Source organism: Neobacillus sp. NPDC097160 (assembly GCF_044762155.1).
Classification (GTDB): Bacteria; Bacillota; Bacilli; order Bacillales; family Cytobacillaceae; genus Neobacillus.
In genome coordinates, this window is sequence record NZ_JBIWDU010000023.1 from 77,809 (window position 1) to 91,148 (window position 13,340).

The following is a 13,340-nucleotide window of genomic DNA, read 5'->3' on the forward strand; positions in this document are numbered from 1 at the left end:
TTATTTTCCCCCAAGAGCTCGAAGCATTGGTGTAAACTTTAAACTTGTTTCCAAATATTCACTTTCTGAATTCGAATCTGCCACAACACCGCATCCTGCAAACAGCGATGCCTCATCCCCCTGCAAGAGTCCGCAGCGAATGGATACAGCAAATTCACCATTTTGTTTATAATCGACCCAGCCAAGCGGAGCGCCATAGAAACCGCGGTCAAGCACTTCAACCTGTCTAATTTTTTCAACCGCTGCTTTCTTTGGCAGCCCTCCAAGAGCGGGGGTTGGGTGAAGTCTTTCAACTAATAAAAGTAAGGACGCATCCTTATTACATTTTCCGATTACAGGTGTATAAAGATGCTGAATATCCCTATTTTTCATTAGCTGTGGTTTGTCCGGCAGGATAATCTCTTCACACGATTCTTCTAATGCTTCCCGAATCATTTCAACCACAAACCCGTGCTCAATCAAGTTTTTCTGGTCATTTAATAAGGTTTGACCTAAAATCCTGTCTTCCTCTTCAGTGCTCCCGCGTGATATAGAGCCGGCAAGGCAAGTAGAATAAACTTCAGACCCATGCTTTTTCACCAACCGTTCCGGCGATGCGCCAATAAAACAGTCGCCATTCGATTCAAAGGCAAAAATAAAACTTGCATGCTGCTCAGTGTACAAATGCTCCAATACTGCCTCTGCCTCTAGATGGTTGTTAAAGATCAGCCTGAGTTCGCGGGCAAGAACGACTTTCTTTAACGGGCCGTTTGTTAATTCTTTCACAACACCATCAACACTCTGTTTCCACTTTTCAGGCGAAATTTCATTTGTTTTCAACAGAATGGCAGACTTCGTGAGATCATTATGTTTTAGGGTCATCAGCAGCTGATTTCTCTCCTCAATGATTTTACTGAATAGAGACACATCATCATTTGGAGTAATAACCACGTTTGTAGTTAAATACGTCTCTCCATCAATGATGCTCAATAAATATTTTGGTATATGGAACAAGGAGTCAGCAAATTTGGACCATAGATCCGTTTTTTCTTTATAAGGATCAAAGGAAAATCCTCCGAACATAAGAGGCCCAACACCAATTTTTGTATATGGATTAAAAATTATGCTATCCTCTAAAAAGCTCTTCCACTCGCTTTCAACATGAAAAAAGCGGTCAGTAGCCTGATCCGACTGAATTTGTTTTGAAATTCCAAGCCCAATTAGCACAATCTCGTCAGTTGGGTCTTTCCAGAAAAAACGTTCCCCACAATAGCGGTCTTTTCCAATATTAAAAAATGATAAAGGATTAATTGTATTCATTTTATGAACTTCACTTATTAATATTGGTCGGCCAAGTTTTTTCGCATGATTAACAGCCACAAGACCCCTTTCCTTTATTTCCGTTTCTTGAATGGTAATCAAACAAATCCCTCCAAAACAGCCGAAATGACTGTTATCCATTCATTTTGTTCTTATTTTAAGTTACTACTCCCATTGTAAAGAAGTCAATAATACTTGTCACTACCCATACCGTTTCATACCTTATTATATATCAAAATTGTTACAATTAGGCGGAAAACAGCTTTTTCCCTCTTTTCATTTTCCCACTAACCTTCGAATAATAGTCGAGCAGGTATTATCTTCTAGTTTTGATAGCAAAAATTAATTGACACTATTACGGGAATTTCATACACTTATGGTTGGGCTAGAAACCCGCCGTTACTAAATAAATAGATTAACTATTATAGAAGAGAGAGAAAAATTTTAAAAAAAGGGAGAGAACAATATGCAGCCAAATTTACAGCATAATTCGAAACCAGCAGTTGAATCAAACCGCGGCTTTCAAGTTTGGTGGCAAATGACCCGTCCACATACACTAACTGCATCGTTCGTACCGGTCTTACTTGGTACAGCTCTGGCTCTTAGACACGAGAAATTTCATATCGGTCTCTTTGCTGCGATGCTTATTGCCAGTATGTTAATTCAAGCGGCAACCAATATGTTTAACGAATACTTCGATTATAAACGCGGGCTTGATACGGAACATTCTGTTGGGATTGGCGGAACCATTGTCCGTGATGGCATTAAACCAAAAACAGTCATCAATCTTGCTTTTGGATTTTACGGGATTGCCTTATTATTAGGGGTATATATTTGTGCGAATAGCAGCTGGTGGTTAGCGGTTATTGGGCTTGTTTGTATGGCGGTCGGCTATTTTTATACCGGTGGCCCCCTTCCGATTGCTTACACACCATTTGGTGAAATTTTTTCAGGCTTCTTTATGGGTATGCTGATTATTTTAATCTCATTCTTCATTCAAACTGGAACAGTCGATACCACTAGCATCCTGGTGTCCGTACCAAGTATGGTATTGGTTGGTATGATTATGTTATCCAATAATATCCGCGATCTTGATGGTGATAAAGAAAATGGCCGAAAAACAGTAGCAATTCTGTTAGGAAAAAAGAAAGCTATTTATTTATTAGCTGGGATGTTTACATTTTCGTATCTCTGGGTTTTAGGACTCATCATTAGCAGTATTGCACCATTTTGGACAGCTATCGTCATTCTAAGTGCTCCAAAAGCGATAAAAGCGACAAAAGGGTTCATCGAAAATAATATGCCAATCAAAATGGCACCAGCAATGATTGCGACAGCGCAAACAAATACGATTTTTGGATTTTTGCTCGCAGTCGGCATTTTTATTGGACATTTCTTTTCCTAAGCAAAAAGCTTCTGCCAACTTGGCAGAAGCTTTTTTTATTAAAATGATTTAATTCCCCATATATCATCTGCATATTCCCTGATCGTCCGGTCACTTGAAAAATAACCTGCATGTGCAATATTGGTTAAGCTCATTTTTTGCCATTTTTCCTTATTGATAAATGTTTCACCAATCGACCGTTGAATGGTGGCATATGAGGCAAAATCCTTTAAGACAAAATACTGATCATTTTCCTCAAGCAGTGAGTCAAATATCGGCTCAAATTCGTTATAAATACCCGGAAAAAATCCGTTAACAAGCTGATCAACAGCCTGTCTGATTCGAGAATCATGATGATAATAAGATAACGATTGATAACCGCCGTGCTGGTAATAATGAAGGACTTCCTCTGCCGTTAATCCGAACGTAAAAATATTATCATCGCCAACTAATTCACGAATCTCAATATTAGCGCCGTCCAAGGTTCCGACAGTTAAAGCACCATTAATCATGAATTTCATATTTCCGGTACCGGATGCTTCTTTACTGGCAGTGGAAATTTGTTCACTCACATCTGAGGCAGGGAAGATTTTTTCAGCCAATGAAACGCGATAATTATCTAAAAAGATCACTTTCATTTTATCGCCTACTATTGGATCATGATTTATTTTTTCAGCAACCGTGTTAATTAATTTTATAATTTTTTTAGCATAGTAATAACCCGGTGATGCTTTTGCGCCAAAAATAAACACCCTTGGGACGATGGAAAAGCTTGAATCTTCTTTAATCCGATTATAAAGGTGCATAATGTGCAAGACTTTTAAAAGCTGCCGTTTATACGCGTGCAGCCGTTTAACCTGGACATCAAATATGGCCCCGGTATCAACCGATACTCCGGTCTTATCCAAAATAACATTAGCAAGCCGCTGTTTATTTTCATTTTTTATTTTTAACAACTGCTCTAAAAAGGAAGAATCGTTTTGATAGTTAAGCAATTGGGTAAGCTCCGTAGCTGAATAAGTCCAAGAAGGCCCGATTGAGTCTGTAATGAGTGAAGATAATTTTGGATTTGCTTTTAACAGCCAGCGGCGATATGCTATTCCGTTCGTTTTATTGTTAAATTTCTCCGGAAACAGTTGATAAAATTGCTTCATTTCCCGCTGCTTTAATATTTCTGTATGTAGCTTGGCTACACCATTGACACTAAAGCTTCCGACAATCGCTAAATGTGCCATTTTCACATAATTATCCGCTATAATGGCGAGAGAGCCAACTCTCTGCCAATCACCAGGGGTCTGGTCCCATAGTTCCTGGCAAAACCGCTCATTGATTTCTTCCACAATCATATAGATCCTTGGCAGTAACGGACGAAAAATATGTATCGGCCATTTCTCTAACGCTTCCGATAATGTCGTATGATTGGTGTATGAAATGGTATGTTTCGTAATATACCATGCCTGTTCCCAATCAAACCCTTCCTCGTCAATCAGGACCCTCATGAGCTCAGGAATAGCAAGTACAGGGTGCGTATCATTGATGTGTATACAAACATGTTCATGAAGTTGATTCAGGCTGCCGTGTTGTTTCCGGTAAGTTTTTAAAATAGATTGAATACTTGCTGATACTAAAAAGTACTGCTGTTTCAGCCGTAAAATCTTCCCTTCATCATGGGTATCATCAGGATATAAAAACTCGGAAATCGATTCGGTCTCCCGCTTATATTTCAAAATATCCTCATGAAAGGGAAATTGCGAAGGCTCTGCATTCCAAAGCCTTAGTGTATTAACAGTAGTGGATTTAAACCCGATAATAGGCATATCATGAGGAACCGCCATAACGGTTTCTGCATTCAGATGCTGAAAGACAAGACGGCCATTTTCCATCTTTGTTTCTACCTTGCCCCAAAATGGGATTTTCACTGCGCTATCAGCCTTGCGAATTTCCCAAACATTACCGCTTCTCAGCCATTGCTCCGGCAGTTCCACTTGATACCCATCGACAATTTTTTGTTCAAACAAGCCATGTTTATACCGAATGCCATGGCCATGACCGGGTAAATTCAGTGAGGCAAGCGAATCAAGAAAGCAGGCGGCTAACCTTCCTAAGCCGCCGTTTCCTAAGCCTGCATCCGCTTCTAATTCCTCCAGTTCATCCAAATCAATACCCAATTCCTGAAGTCCAGCTTGCACTGTTTGCTCTACACCTAAGTTAATTAAATTTTGACTTAACAGTTTTCCTAATAAATATTCAATTGAAAGGTAATAGACCTGCTTCCCTTCGGCAGCAAGATATCGTTCATTCGTTGCAATCCAGTCATTACTGACAAACTCCCGAATCATACTGCCGAGGGTTTGATAATGATCCCTTGCTGAACTTTCTGAGAAACTCTTCCCCACCAACATCTCAAGCCTTTTAAGAAAAGTTTTCTTAAACTCTTTTTTACTAGAAAACATGCGTTTCACTCCTTGAAACGAGCTCAGCATATAGCTGGTTATACCTAAATGCTGATTGGGCCCAGCTATAATCCATTTCCATTGCCTGCTTGACAATCAATTTCCACGTCTTTTGATCATGATAAAAGTGTAAGGCTCTTTGGATGGTATAGAGCATATCATGGGCATTAAAATTTTGGAAAGAAAAGCCGTTTCCTTCGCAGGTAAATTCGTTCCAGGCCTTAACTGTATCGTTTAAACCTCCCGTTTCACGGACTATCGGGATGGCACCATATTTCATCGCAATCAGCTGCCCAAGGCCGCATGGTTCAAATTGAGACGGCATTAGAAACAAGTCTGCTGCCGCATATAGCTTGTGGGCAAGATCCTCATTAAAACCCGTAAAAACCTTTAATTTTTCAGGATAGATTCTGGCAGCTTGCCTTAAATGTTCCTCGTACTCATAATCACCGGTTCCAAGAATGATAACCTGAATATCCTCTTGCAAGATTTCACGTAGGACACACTTCACCAAATCTAAACCCTTTTGCCTTGTAAGCCTTGAAATCATTACAAGTAAAGGAGTACCTACACTTTGCGGCAATCCAAATCTTTTTTGAATCTCTCTTTTGTTGATTGCCTTTTTTTGAGACGTATCTGCTTTATAGGTCTGATCAATGAGTGGGTCAATGGCCGGATTGTAAAAGTCCTCATCGATCCCATTTAATATCCCGATAAGATCCTCATTTCTATCCCGCAAAAGTCCATCCAGCTTTTCACCATATACGGATGTTTGAATCTCTTCTTTATAAGTTGGGCTCACTGTCGTTATTTTGTCCGCCGCAACCAGTGCCCCCTTCATAAAGTTGATATTTCCAAAAAACTCCAAATGGCCTGTGTGGGAGGATTTATTATCCATTCCCAGCAAATCCCCTAATACCTCTCTTGGAAAAATCCCTTGAAATTGCAGGTTATGAATCGTAAACACGGTCCGGATTTGCCCGTACCCTTTACGTTTGTAATATTCCGTTCTTAAGAGAAAGGGAATCATTGCTGTATGCCAGTCATGACAATGCAGTACATCTGGGAAAAAATGAAGCTGGGCTACTGTCTCGAGTACCGCCCGATTAAAATAGGCAAATCTTTCGCCATCATCAAAATAGCCATAAAGATTTTCGCGTATAAAATAATATTCATTATCTACGAAATAGTAGGTAATTCCTTGATGGGCAAGCTCCTCAATTCCGCAATATTGATTTCTCCAACCGACGGGAACGGTAAATTCTTTGATTTTTTTCATTTTCCGCTTGTATTCTTCTGGGATAGATCCATATTTAGGAAGAATCACCCTAATATCTGTTCCCAAACATTTTAGTTCTTTTGGGAGGGATCCGGCAACATCCGCAAGTCCCCCCGATTTAGCAAATGGACCACATTCTGAAACGGCAAATAATACTTTCACGAGTTCATCAACGCTCCTTGTTTCGACCCTTTACGAATGACATATGGTGAATGAGCAGTTCCCGTTAAATGAGTTCCAGCCTCCACCTTTACATCCTTATCTAAAATAACTGAATCTAAATAACAATTGTCCTCGATTTGGCACTTTTGCATGATAATACAGTTTTTAATGACTGCGCCTTTACCAATTTTTACACCACGTGAAACAATACTGTTTTCAACCGTTCCACCAATAAAACAGCCGTTTGCAATCATAGCATTCTTCACTGATGAGCCCTTTACATATTTGGTTGGCGGCTCATCTTTCACTTTTGTAATAACTGGCTGCTCTTTTAAAAACAATTGCTTCCAAACATCAGACTCAAGCAGCTTCATACTAGTGGAAAAATAGTTTTCAATCGAATCTATCATCTCGGTATAACCGGCATAATCATAGTGACAAATAGAATAATTGGTATGAATGGCAGTTACGACATCCCTCATACAGGTATATCCTGTTTCATGTCTTGTTTCAAGCAGCTTAATTAGTAAAGAGGTTTTAATTAAATACATTTCCATTGGTCTTCCATCCTGGTGATGGATTTCAGTTATATCGCATTTTGCCTGGCTATGCCAATTTAATATTGGCCTAAAGTCCATATTAAAAATCGTGTAACAGTTGGCGATAATCGCATACTCTTGTGTACTGCGATAAAAATAGTCCATATTGGCTGCAAAATGTTCAAACGATCCGACTTTATTGCCATCGTTATCGACAATCGGGGATGGGAAAAAGAAAAGGCCGTCCCGCTTTCGATTTAAGTCCCAATTTTTTCCCGAACCCAAATGGTCCATTAGCGAACGATACTGCATTTTCGGAAAAATTGCCACACTTCGAATCCCTGAATTCACCATGTTTGATAGAACAAAATCAATAATGCGGTAACGCCCCGCAAAAGGCAAAGCCGCAAGTGATCGATGTGTTAAAAGATCTTCTAAATCTTCATGATAAGTTGTGGCATCAATAACGCCTAAAAGCTTTCTCTTCAATCAAATTCCCTCCTGTTTTTCTACTAATGAACATTTTGCCAGCTAACTATTTAATAAGCAGGATAAAGCCCGGTTAACATTTCTTCTGTAACAAGAATAATTTCATCATCAAACGAACGAATTACTGTCCCGTCTGGTATCTTTACATCACCCGGTACAATTGCTTTTTCAATTAAGCAGTTATTTCCGATAATGGCATCAGGCATAATGACTGACTCCTTGATCATGCTGCCTTTTCCAATCGTTACACCTTGAAATAGAACAGATTTATCGACTTCACCATCGACGGTACAGCCCTCATTAATCAATGACTCTCTTACAATTGCATTAGAAGAAATATATTGCGGCGGCTGATTCGGATTGACTGAATAAATCCTCCAGTCATGGTCAAATAAATCTAATTCACAATCTTCACCTAAAAGATCCATGTTTGCTTCCCAAAGGCTTTGAACCGTACCAACATCTTTCCAATAACCCTTAAACGGATAGGCAAACAATTTCTTATTTTCCTCTAAAAGCAGCGGGATCACATCTTTACCAAAGTCATGACTGGAATCTGGATTCCGTTCATCCATTTCTAAATATTCCTTCAGTATATTCCAGCTAAATATATAAATGCCCATAGAAGCAAGATTATTCTTCGGATTGCTAGGCTTCTCCTCGAATTCTACTATTCTCATATCATCGCTTGTATTCATGATCCCAAACCTGCTGGCCTCGACCCATGGGACCTCTATCAAGGAAATCGTCACATCGGCTCTTTTTTCAATATGATATTCAAGCATACTCTCGTAATTCATTTTGTAAATATGGTCACCAGAGAGGATTAATACATATTCCGGTTGATATTGTTTAAGATAATTTAAATTTTGATAAATGGCGCTTGCAGTTCCGGTATACCATTTTACTTCTGAAGACTCACTATATGGGGGTAAAACGGTTACCCCGCCATCTTTGCGGTCAAGATCCCACGCACTGCCTATTCCAATATAGGAATTTAACAGAAGAGGCTGGTACTGTGTTAAAACCCCTACTGTATCAATGCCAGAATTGGCACAATTGCTTAAGGTGAAATCAATAATACGGTATTTTCCGCCAAACGGAACGGCTGGTTTTGCCAAATCCTTTGTCAGCGAATTAAGTCTGCTTCCTTTCCCTCCTGCTAACAGCATGGCTACGCACTTTTTCTTTCCCATTTCCTTTTCTCTCCTTTCGTTTTTTAACCGGTCTTATGATTTGAAAACCATACGGTGGAATTGTCATTTCTATTGAAAATGGCTGACCATGGAAGGGCTCTTCTAACGCCAAAATAGTTTTTTTATTCATCAACCCAGCCCCGCCGTATTCTTGTTGATCGCTATTTAAAATTTCTCGGTACTCACCAGCTTTGGGGACACCGACTTTATACACTGGATAGTGCACACCCGTAAAGTTAGTGACAATGATTAAATAATCCTCTTCCTTTTTTCCTTTTCGAATAAAGGAGAAAATCGATTGGCTGCTGTTATTTGCATCAATCCATTCAAATCCATCCTGCAAATGATCTAATTCATACAGTGCCTTGGAGCGTTTATAAAGTTTCGTTAATACTTTTACATATGTGTTTAAATTGCGGTGCATGTCATATTCCATTAAGTTCCAATCTAATTCTTCTTTGTCCTTCCACTCGGCAAACTGGCCAAATTCAAAGCCCATAAATAATAGTTTCTTTCCTGGGTGGGCAAACATATAGCCTAGCAGTAGCCTTAACTGGGCAAATTTTTCCCAGTAATCCCCCGGCATCTTATCCAGGAGCGATTTTTTCCCATGGACCACTTCATCATGTGAAAATGGCAGCATAAAGTTTTCTAAAAAGGCATATAAAAGTGAAAAAGTTACTTTTGAATGGACTATTGATCGAGAATATGGAGGTGTTTCCATATATTCAAGCATGTCATTCATCCAGCCCATATTCCATTTATAATCGAAGCCAAGACCTCCGTAACGGACAGGTGTGGTCACATTTGGAAACTCAGTAGAATCCTCACCAATCATTAAAAAATGGGGATCGTAATCATGTACTTCTTTGTTTAACTTTTTCAAAAAATGAATGCCAAACGGATTCTCACGCTTCCCCTGGGCAGTATTTGGCCAATAGATGATGTTAGCAACGGCATCCATCCGAAAGCCATCAATATGAAAATAGTCAATCCAATATAGAGCATTTGAAATAAGGAAGCTTTGTACCTCACCTTTTCCTAAATCAAAATTGGCTGTCCCCCATACGACATTTTCTCTATCATGAACATGGCTATAAGAATAAATATGTGTTCCATCAAAGCGGTATAGTCCGTGTGCATCCTTGCAAAAATGTCCCGGAACCCAATCAAGAATGACACCTAAACCATGCTGATGACATTGGTCCACAAGGTATCTAAAGTCATCTGGGGTACCATATCTTGATGTCACTGAGAAATAACCAGTTCCTTGATATCCCCATGAGTCGTCGAGCGGGTGCTCGACAAGTGGCAATATTTCTATATGGGTAAAACCATGCTCCATTACATAAGGTATAAGCTCCTCTGCCAAATCCCTATAGGTTATGTAGTCCCTATTGGCCTTCTTCCTCCAGGATCCAAGGTGTACCTCATAAATAATGGCAGGATCAGATAATAGGTTCTTTTTTTCCCTTCGGTTCATCCAATGACCATCTTGCCATACATAATTGTTTAAGGAATAAACAATGGACGCAGTATTCGGTCTTACTTCTGAATAAAAGGCAAACGGGTCTGCCTTCAGGAGCCTTTCCCCTGTTTGTGAGATAATTTCATACTTATAAATGCATCCTTCCAAATCTTGATTTACAACAATAATCCATACTCCCTCATCATTTACCTTCTGCAGGTCATATCCTTCACCATTCCAGTTATTAAAATTGCCCGTGAGCCTCACCTGACAAGCATTAGGTGCCCATACGCAAAATCGTGAATATACTTGATCGGAATTCTTAAAGATATGAGCGCCAAAAAGCTGATGACTTTTGCATAAGCTGCCCTCATGAAATAAGTGCAGCTGGTAATCGGTTGGAAAAAACGTATTCACTGCCATGGCTCTCCTCATCCTTAATGAAAATATGTATTTCAATGACCAATTATAAGTGCAAATGAACCATATTCCTCATAATACTTTTTTATCTTTTCTGACAACATATGATGTTAGTCGCTACAAACGGCGCTTTTACGCCTTCTTTCGGCACCATGTGACAAAAATTCCACCGTTAATCGACAGAAATCTAGTAAGTTTTTTAAAAATTTTTTAAAAATTCCAGAATAAAAATTATTTGATTACTTATAAATGAGTGGGATGAAATTTAGGAGAATCACGGATAATGTAAGCGGTATCAACGCTTTACAGCATTATGATAGGAAGAAAAATATTATAGGAGTATAATTAATTCTCGATAAAAGTAGGTAATTAGAAATAGGGCTATTGTCTAAGGCTTTTTATGCAATTGAAGTTACTATTTTTTGGGCCTAAATCGAATAAAGAATAAAATTAGGCACAAAAAAACTGATAACATATTGTTATCAGTTTTTCTGTATGACCCCTACGGGATTCGAACCCGTGTTACCGCCGTGAAAGGGCGGTGTCTTAACCGCTTGACCAAGGGGCCAGATATTTATGGCGGAGAAGGAGGGATTTGAACCCTCGCGCCGGTTACCCGACCTACACCCTTAGCAGGGGCGCCTCTTCAGCCTCTTGAGTACTTCCCCATATGGCTCCGCAGGTAGGACTCGAACCTACGACCGATCGGTTAACAGCCGATAGCTCTACCACTGAGCTACTGCGGAATAATAAAGAATAAATGGTGGGCCTAAATGGACTCGAACCATCGACCTCACGCTTATCAGGCGTGCGCTCTAACCAGCTGAGCTATAGGCCCACATATATGGAGCGGGTGATGAGAATCGAACTCACAACATCAGCTTGGAAGGCTGAGGTTTTACCACTAAACTACACCCGCAAAAATCAAATTATTATGGGGCGACTGATGGGAATCGAACCCACGAATGCCTGAACCACAATCAGGTGCGTTAACCACTTCGCCACAATCGCCATAAGTTAAGTAAAAATGGTGGCTCAGGACGGAATCGAACCGCCGACACAAGGATTTTCAGTCCTTTGCTCTACCGACTGAGCTACTGAGCCACTAAGTGGCGGTCTGGACGGGACTCGAACCCGCGACCTCCTGCGTGACAGGCAGGCATTCTAACCAACTGAACTACCAGACCGAATTGCGGGGACAGGATTTGAACCTGTGACCTTCGGGTTATGAGCCCGACGAGCTACCAGACTGCTCCACCCCGCGATAATAGAAATTATAAAGCTGAAGAAAATAATATGGCGGAGGAAGAGGGATTCGAACCCCCGCGCGGTTTAACCCGCCTGTCGGTTTTCAAGACCGATCCCTTCAGCCGGACTTGGGTATTCCTCCATATTATAAGTGTTACTGGTGGACCTTGTAGGACTCGAACCTACGACCGGACGGTTATGAGCCGTCTGCTCTAACCAGCTGAGCTAAAGGTCCAAGATAAAATTTACTAACTAAATGAAATATTTGGTAGCGGCGGAGGGGATCGAACCCCCGACCTTACGGGTATGAACCGTACGCTCTAGCCAGCTGAGCTACACCGCCATAATTTGATTTAAGATATAATTGGTGGAGTCTAGGGGGATCGAACCCCTGACCTCCTGCGTGCAAAGCAGGCGCTCTCCCAGCTGAGCTAAGACCCCAGTATAATTGTTTGTAATGGTCGGGAAGACAGGATTCGAACCTGCGACCCCTTGGTCCCAAACCAAGTGCTCTACCAAGCTGAGCTACTTCCCGTAAAATAATGGCGCGCCCGGAAGAAGTCGAATCCACAACCTTCTGATCCGTAGTCAGACGCTCTATCCAATTGAGCTACGGGCGCATTATTTTAAATGGTGCCGAGGACCGGAATCGAACCGGTACGGTAGTCACCTACCGCAGGATTTTAAGTCCTGTGCGTCTGCCAGTTCCGCCACCCCGGCACTATTGGAGCGGAAGACGGGATTCGAACCCGCGACCCCCACCTTGGCAAGGTGGTGTTCTACCACTGAACTACTTCCGCATATTACATTTAAATGGTGCGGGTGAAGGGAGTCGAACCCCCACGCCTTGCGGCGCCAGATCCTAAGTCTGGTGCGTCTGCCAATTCCGCCACACCCGCATGAAGTTGTAAATGGTGAGCCATGAAGGACTCGAACCTTCGACCCTCTGATTAAAAGTCAGATGCTCTACCAACTGAGCTAATGGCTCGTACTAAGATGATTCACTAATCTTTTATTGTAATAAGTCAGATGCTCAAAAGAACTTTCGTTCTTTCTCGCAGATTGCCCGAGGATGCTTATTCAATGAAGCCCGCAATCTGCTCTACCAACTGAGCTAATGGCTCGTACTAAACCAAAAAATAAATGGTGCCGGCGAGAGGACTTGAACCCCCAACCTACTGATTACAAGTCAGTTGCTCTACCAATTGAGCTACCCCGGCGTTTTAAATGGTGGAGGATGACGGGATCGAACCGCCGACCCTCTGCTTGTAAGGCAGATGCTCTCCCAGCTGAGCTAATCCTCCAAATACAGCCTGGCAACGTCCTACTCTCACAGGGACGCATGTCCCAACTACCATCGGCGCTGAGAAGCTTAACTTCCGTGTTCGGTATGGGAACGGGTG

7 protein-coding genes, 21 tRNA genes and 1 rRNA gene are annotated in these 13,340 nt (G+C 41.1%); 1 reads left to right on the forward strand and 28 read right to left on the reverse strand.

The genetic code is table 11. The features are described from left to right. Positions 1 to 1,401, reverse strand: a complete 1,401-nt coding sequence (locus ACIQXV_RS25945) for an isochorismate synthase (protein WP_402964083.1) — start codon at positions 1,399 to 1,401, stop codon at positions 1 to 3. Between the two features lie 364 nt (positions 1,402 to 1,765). On the opposite strand from ACIQXV_RS25945, the gene ACIQXV_RS25950 reads away from it, so the two are divergent. Then, positions 1,766 to 2,704, forward strand: a complete 939-nt coding sequence (locus ACIQXV_RS25950) for a 1,4-dihydroxy-2-naphthoate polyprenyltransferase (RefSeq protein ID WP_402964086.1) — start codon at positions 1,766 to 1,768, stop codon at positions 2,702 to 2,704. A 38-nt stretch (positions 2,705 to 2,742) separates the two neighbouring features. Here the strand turns inward: ACIQXV_RS25950 and ACIQXV_RS25955 are convergent, their stop codons facing one another. The 27 genes from ACIQXV_RS25955 to rrf all read right to left on the reverse strand — a co-directional run. Beyond that, positions 2,743 to 5,136, reverse strand: a complete 2,394-nt coding sequence (locus ACIQXV_RS25955; protein ID WP_402964089.1) for a glycogen/starch/alpha-glucan phosphorylase — start codon at positions 5,134 to 5,136, stop codon at positions 2,743 to 2,745. Continuing rightward, positions 5,126 to 6,577: a glycogen synthase GlgA gene (gene glgA / locus ACIQXV_RS25960; RefSeq protein ID WP_402964092.1), complete on the reverse strand. Its 1,452-nt coding sequence runs from the start codon at positions 6,575 to 6,577 to the stop codon at positions 5,126 to 5,128. The genes ACIQXV_RS25955 and glgA overlap by 11 nt, the downstream gene beginning before the upstream one ends. Next, positions 6,574 to 7,605 carry a GlgC family sugar phosphate nucleotidyltransferase gene (locus tag ACIQXV_RS25965; protein WP_402964095.1) on the reverse strand — a complete coding sequence of 344 codons (1,032 nt, stop codon included), beginning with the start codon at positions 7,603 to 7,605 and terminating at the stop codon, positions 6,574 to 6,576. Before ACIQXV_RS25965 ends, glgA begins: the two co-directional genes overlap by 4 nt. Before the next feature lie 50 nt (positions 7,606 to 7,655). Then, on the reverse strand, positions 7,656 to 8,801 hold the full coding sequence (locus ACIQXV_RS25970) for a glucose-1-phosphate adenylyltransferase (RefSeq protein WP_402964098.1): 1,146 nt from the start codon (positions 8,799 to 8,801) through the stop codon (positions 7,656 to 7,658). After that, entirely contained in the window at positions 8,743 to 10,692 is a 1,950-nt protein-coding gene (gene glgB, locus ACIQXV_RS25975) for a 1,4-alpha-glucan branching protein GlgB (RefSeq protein WP_402964101.1), read from the reverse strand. The genes ACIQXV_RS25970 and glgB overlap by 59 nt, the downstream gene beginning before the upstream one ends. 493 nt (positions 10,693 to 11,185) lie before the next feature. Beyond that, positions 11,186 to 11,257: transfer RNA gene (locus ACIQXV_RS25980), tRNA-Glu, on the reverse strand. A 9-nt stretch (positions 11,258 to 11,266) separates the two neighbouring features. Next, a tRNA-Ser gene (locus ACIQXV_RS25985) sits at positions 11,267 to 11,357 on the reverse strand. Between the two features lie 3 nt (positions 11,358 to 11,360). After that, positions 11,361 to 11,435 (reverse strand) — tRNA-Asn (locus ACIQXV_RS25990). Positions 11,436 to 11,450: 15 nt separating this feature from the next. Next, positions 11,451 to 11,527, reverse strand: a tRNA-Ile gene (locus tag ACIQXV_RS25995). A 7-nt stretch (positions 11,528 to 11,534) separates the two neighbouring features. Then, positions 11,535 to 11,608: transfer RNA gene (locus ACIQXV_RS26000), tRNA-Gly, on the reverse strand. A gap of 16 nt (positions 11,609 to 11,624) precedes the next feature. After that, a tRNA-His gene (locus tag ACIQXV_RS26005) sits at positions 11,625 to 11,700 on the reverse strand. Positions 11,701 to 11,717: 17 nt separating this feature from the next. Next, a tRNA-Phe gene (locus ACIQXV_RS26010) sits at positions 11,718 to 11,793 on the reverse strand. Positions 11,794 to 11,799: 6 nt separating this feature from the next. Further along, positions 11,800 to 11,876 (reverse strand) — tRNA-Asp (locus ACIQXV_RS26015). Positions 11,877 to 11,879: 3 nt separating this feature from the next. Then, positions 11,880 to 11,953, reverse strand: a tRNA-Met gene (locus ACIQXV_RS26020). 33 nt (positions 11,954 to 11,986) lie between these two features. Then, positions 11,987 to 12,079 (reverse strand) — tRNA-Ser (locus tag ACIQXV_RS26025). 16 nt (positions 12,080 to 12,095) lie between these two features. Continuing rightward, positions 12,096 to 12,172, reverse strand: a tRNA-Ile gene (locus ACIQXV_RS26030). Positions 12,173 to 12,203: 31 nt separating this feature from the next. Continuing rightward, a tRNA-Met gene (locus ACIQXV_RS26035) sits at positions 12,204 to 12,280 on the reverse strand. A gap of 22 nt (positions 12,281 to 12,302) precedes the next feature. Continuing rightward, a tRNA-Ala gene (locus ACIQXV_RS26040) sits at positions 12,303 to 12,378 on the reverse strand. Between the two features lie 17 nt (positions 12,379 to 12,395). Further along, positions 12,396 to 12,472: transfer RNA gene (locus tag ACIQXV_RS26045), tRNA-Pro, on the reverse strand. Positions 12,473 to 12,480: 8 nt separating this feature from the next. After that, positions 12,481 to 12,557: transfer RNA gene (locus tag ACIQXV_RS26050), tRNA-Arg, on the reverse strand. An 11-nt stretch (positions 12,558 to 12,568) separates the two neighbouring features. Further along, a tRNA-Leu gene (locus tag ACIQXV_RS26055) sits at positions 12,569 to 12,657 on the reverse strand. 5 nt (positions 12,658 to 12,662) lie between these two features. Beyond that, a tRNA-Gly gene (locus tag ACIQXV_RS26060) sits at positions 12,663 to 12,737 on the reverse strand. 14 nt (positions 12,738 to 12,751) lie between these two features. Then, positions 12,752 to 12,836 (reverse strand) — tRNA-Leu (locus ACIQXV_RS26065). Positions 12,837 to 12,849: 13 nt separating this feature from the next. After that, positions 12,850 to 12,925 (reverse strand) — tRNA-Lys (locus tag ACIQXV_RS26070). 156 nt (positions 12,926 to 13,081) lie between these two features. Next, positions 13,082 to 13,157 (reverse strand) — tRNA-Thr (locus ACIQXV_RS26075). A gap of 8 nt (positions 13,158 to 13,165) precedes the next feature. Next, positions 13,166 to 13,241, reverse strand: a tRNA-Val gene (locus ACIQXV_RS26080). A 7-nt stretch (positions 13,242 to 13,248) separates the two neighbouring features. Then, positions 13,249 to 13,340: ribosomal RNA gene (gene rrf, locus ACIQXV_RS26085) — 5S ribosomal RNA — on the reverse strand; the annotation flags it as partial.

Bases quoted from the DNA above. Each gene is read 5' to 3' on its own strand.
- glgB (WP_402964101.1), bottom strand. From the start codon at position 10,692: ATGGCAGTGAATACGTTTTTTCCAACCGATTACCAGCTGCACTTATTT.
- ACIQXV_RS25970 (WP_402964098.1), bottom strand. From the start codon at position 8,801: ATGGGAAAGAAAAAGTGCGTAGCCATGCTGTTAGCAGGAGGGAAAGGA.
- ACIQXV_RS25955 (WP_402964089.1), bottom strand. From the start codon at position 5,136: ATGTTTTCTAGTAAAAAAGAGTTTAAGAAAACTTTTCTTAAAAGGCTT.
- ACIQXV_RS25950 (WP_402964086.1), top strand. From the start codon at position 1,766: ATGCAGCCAAATTTACAGCATAATTCGAAACCAGCAGTTGAATCAAAC.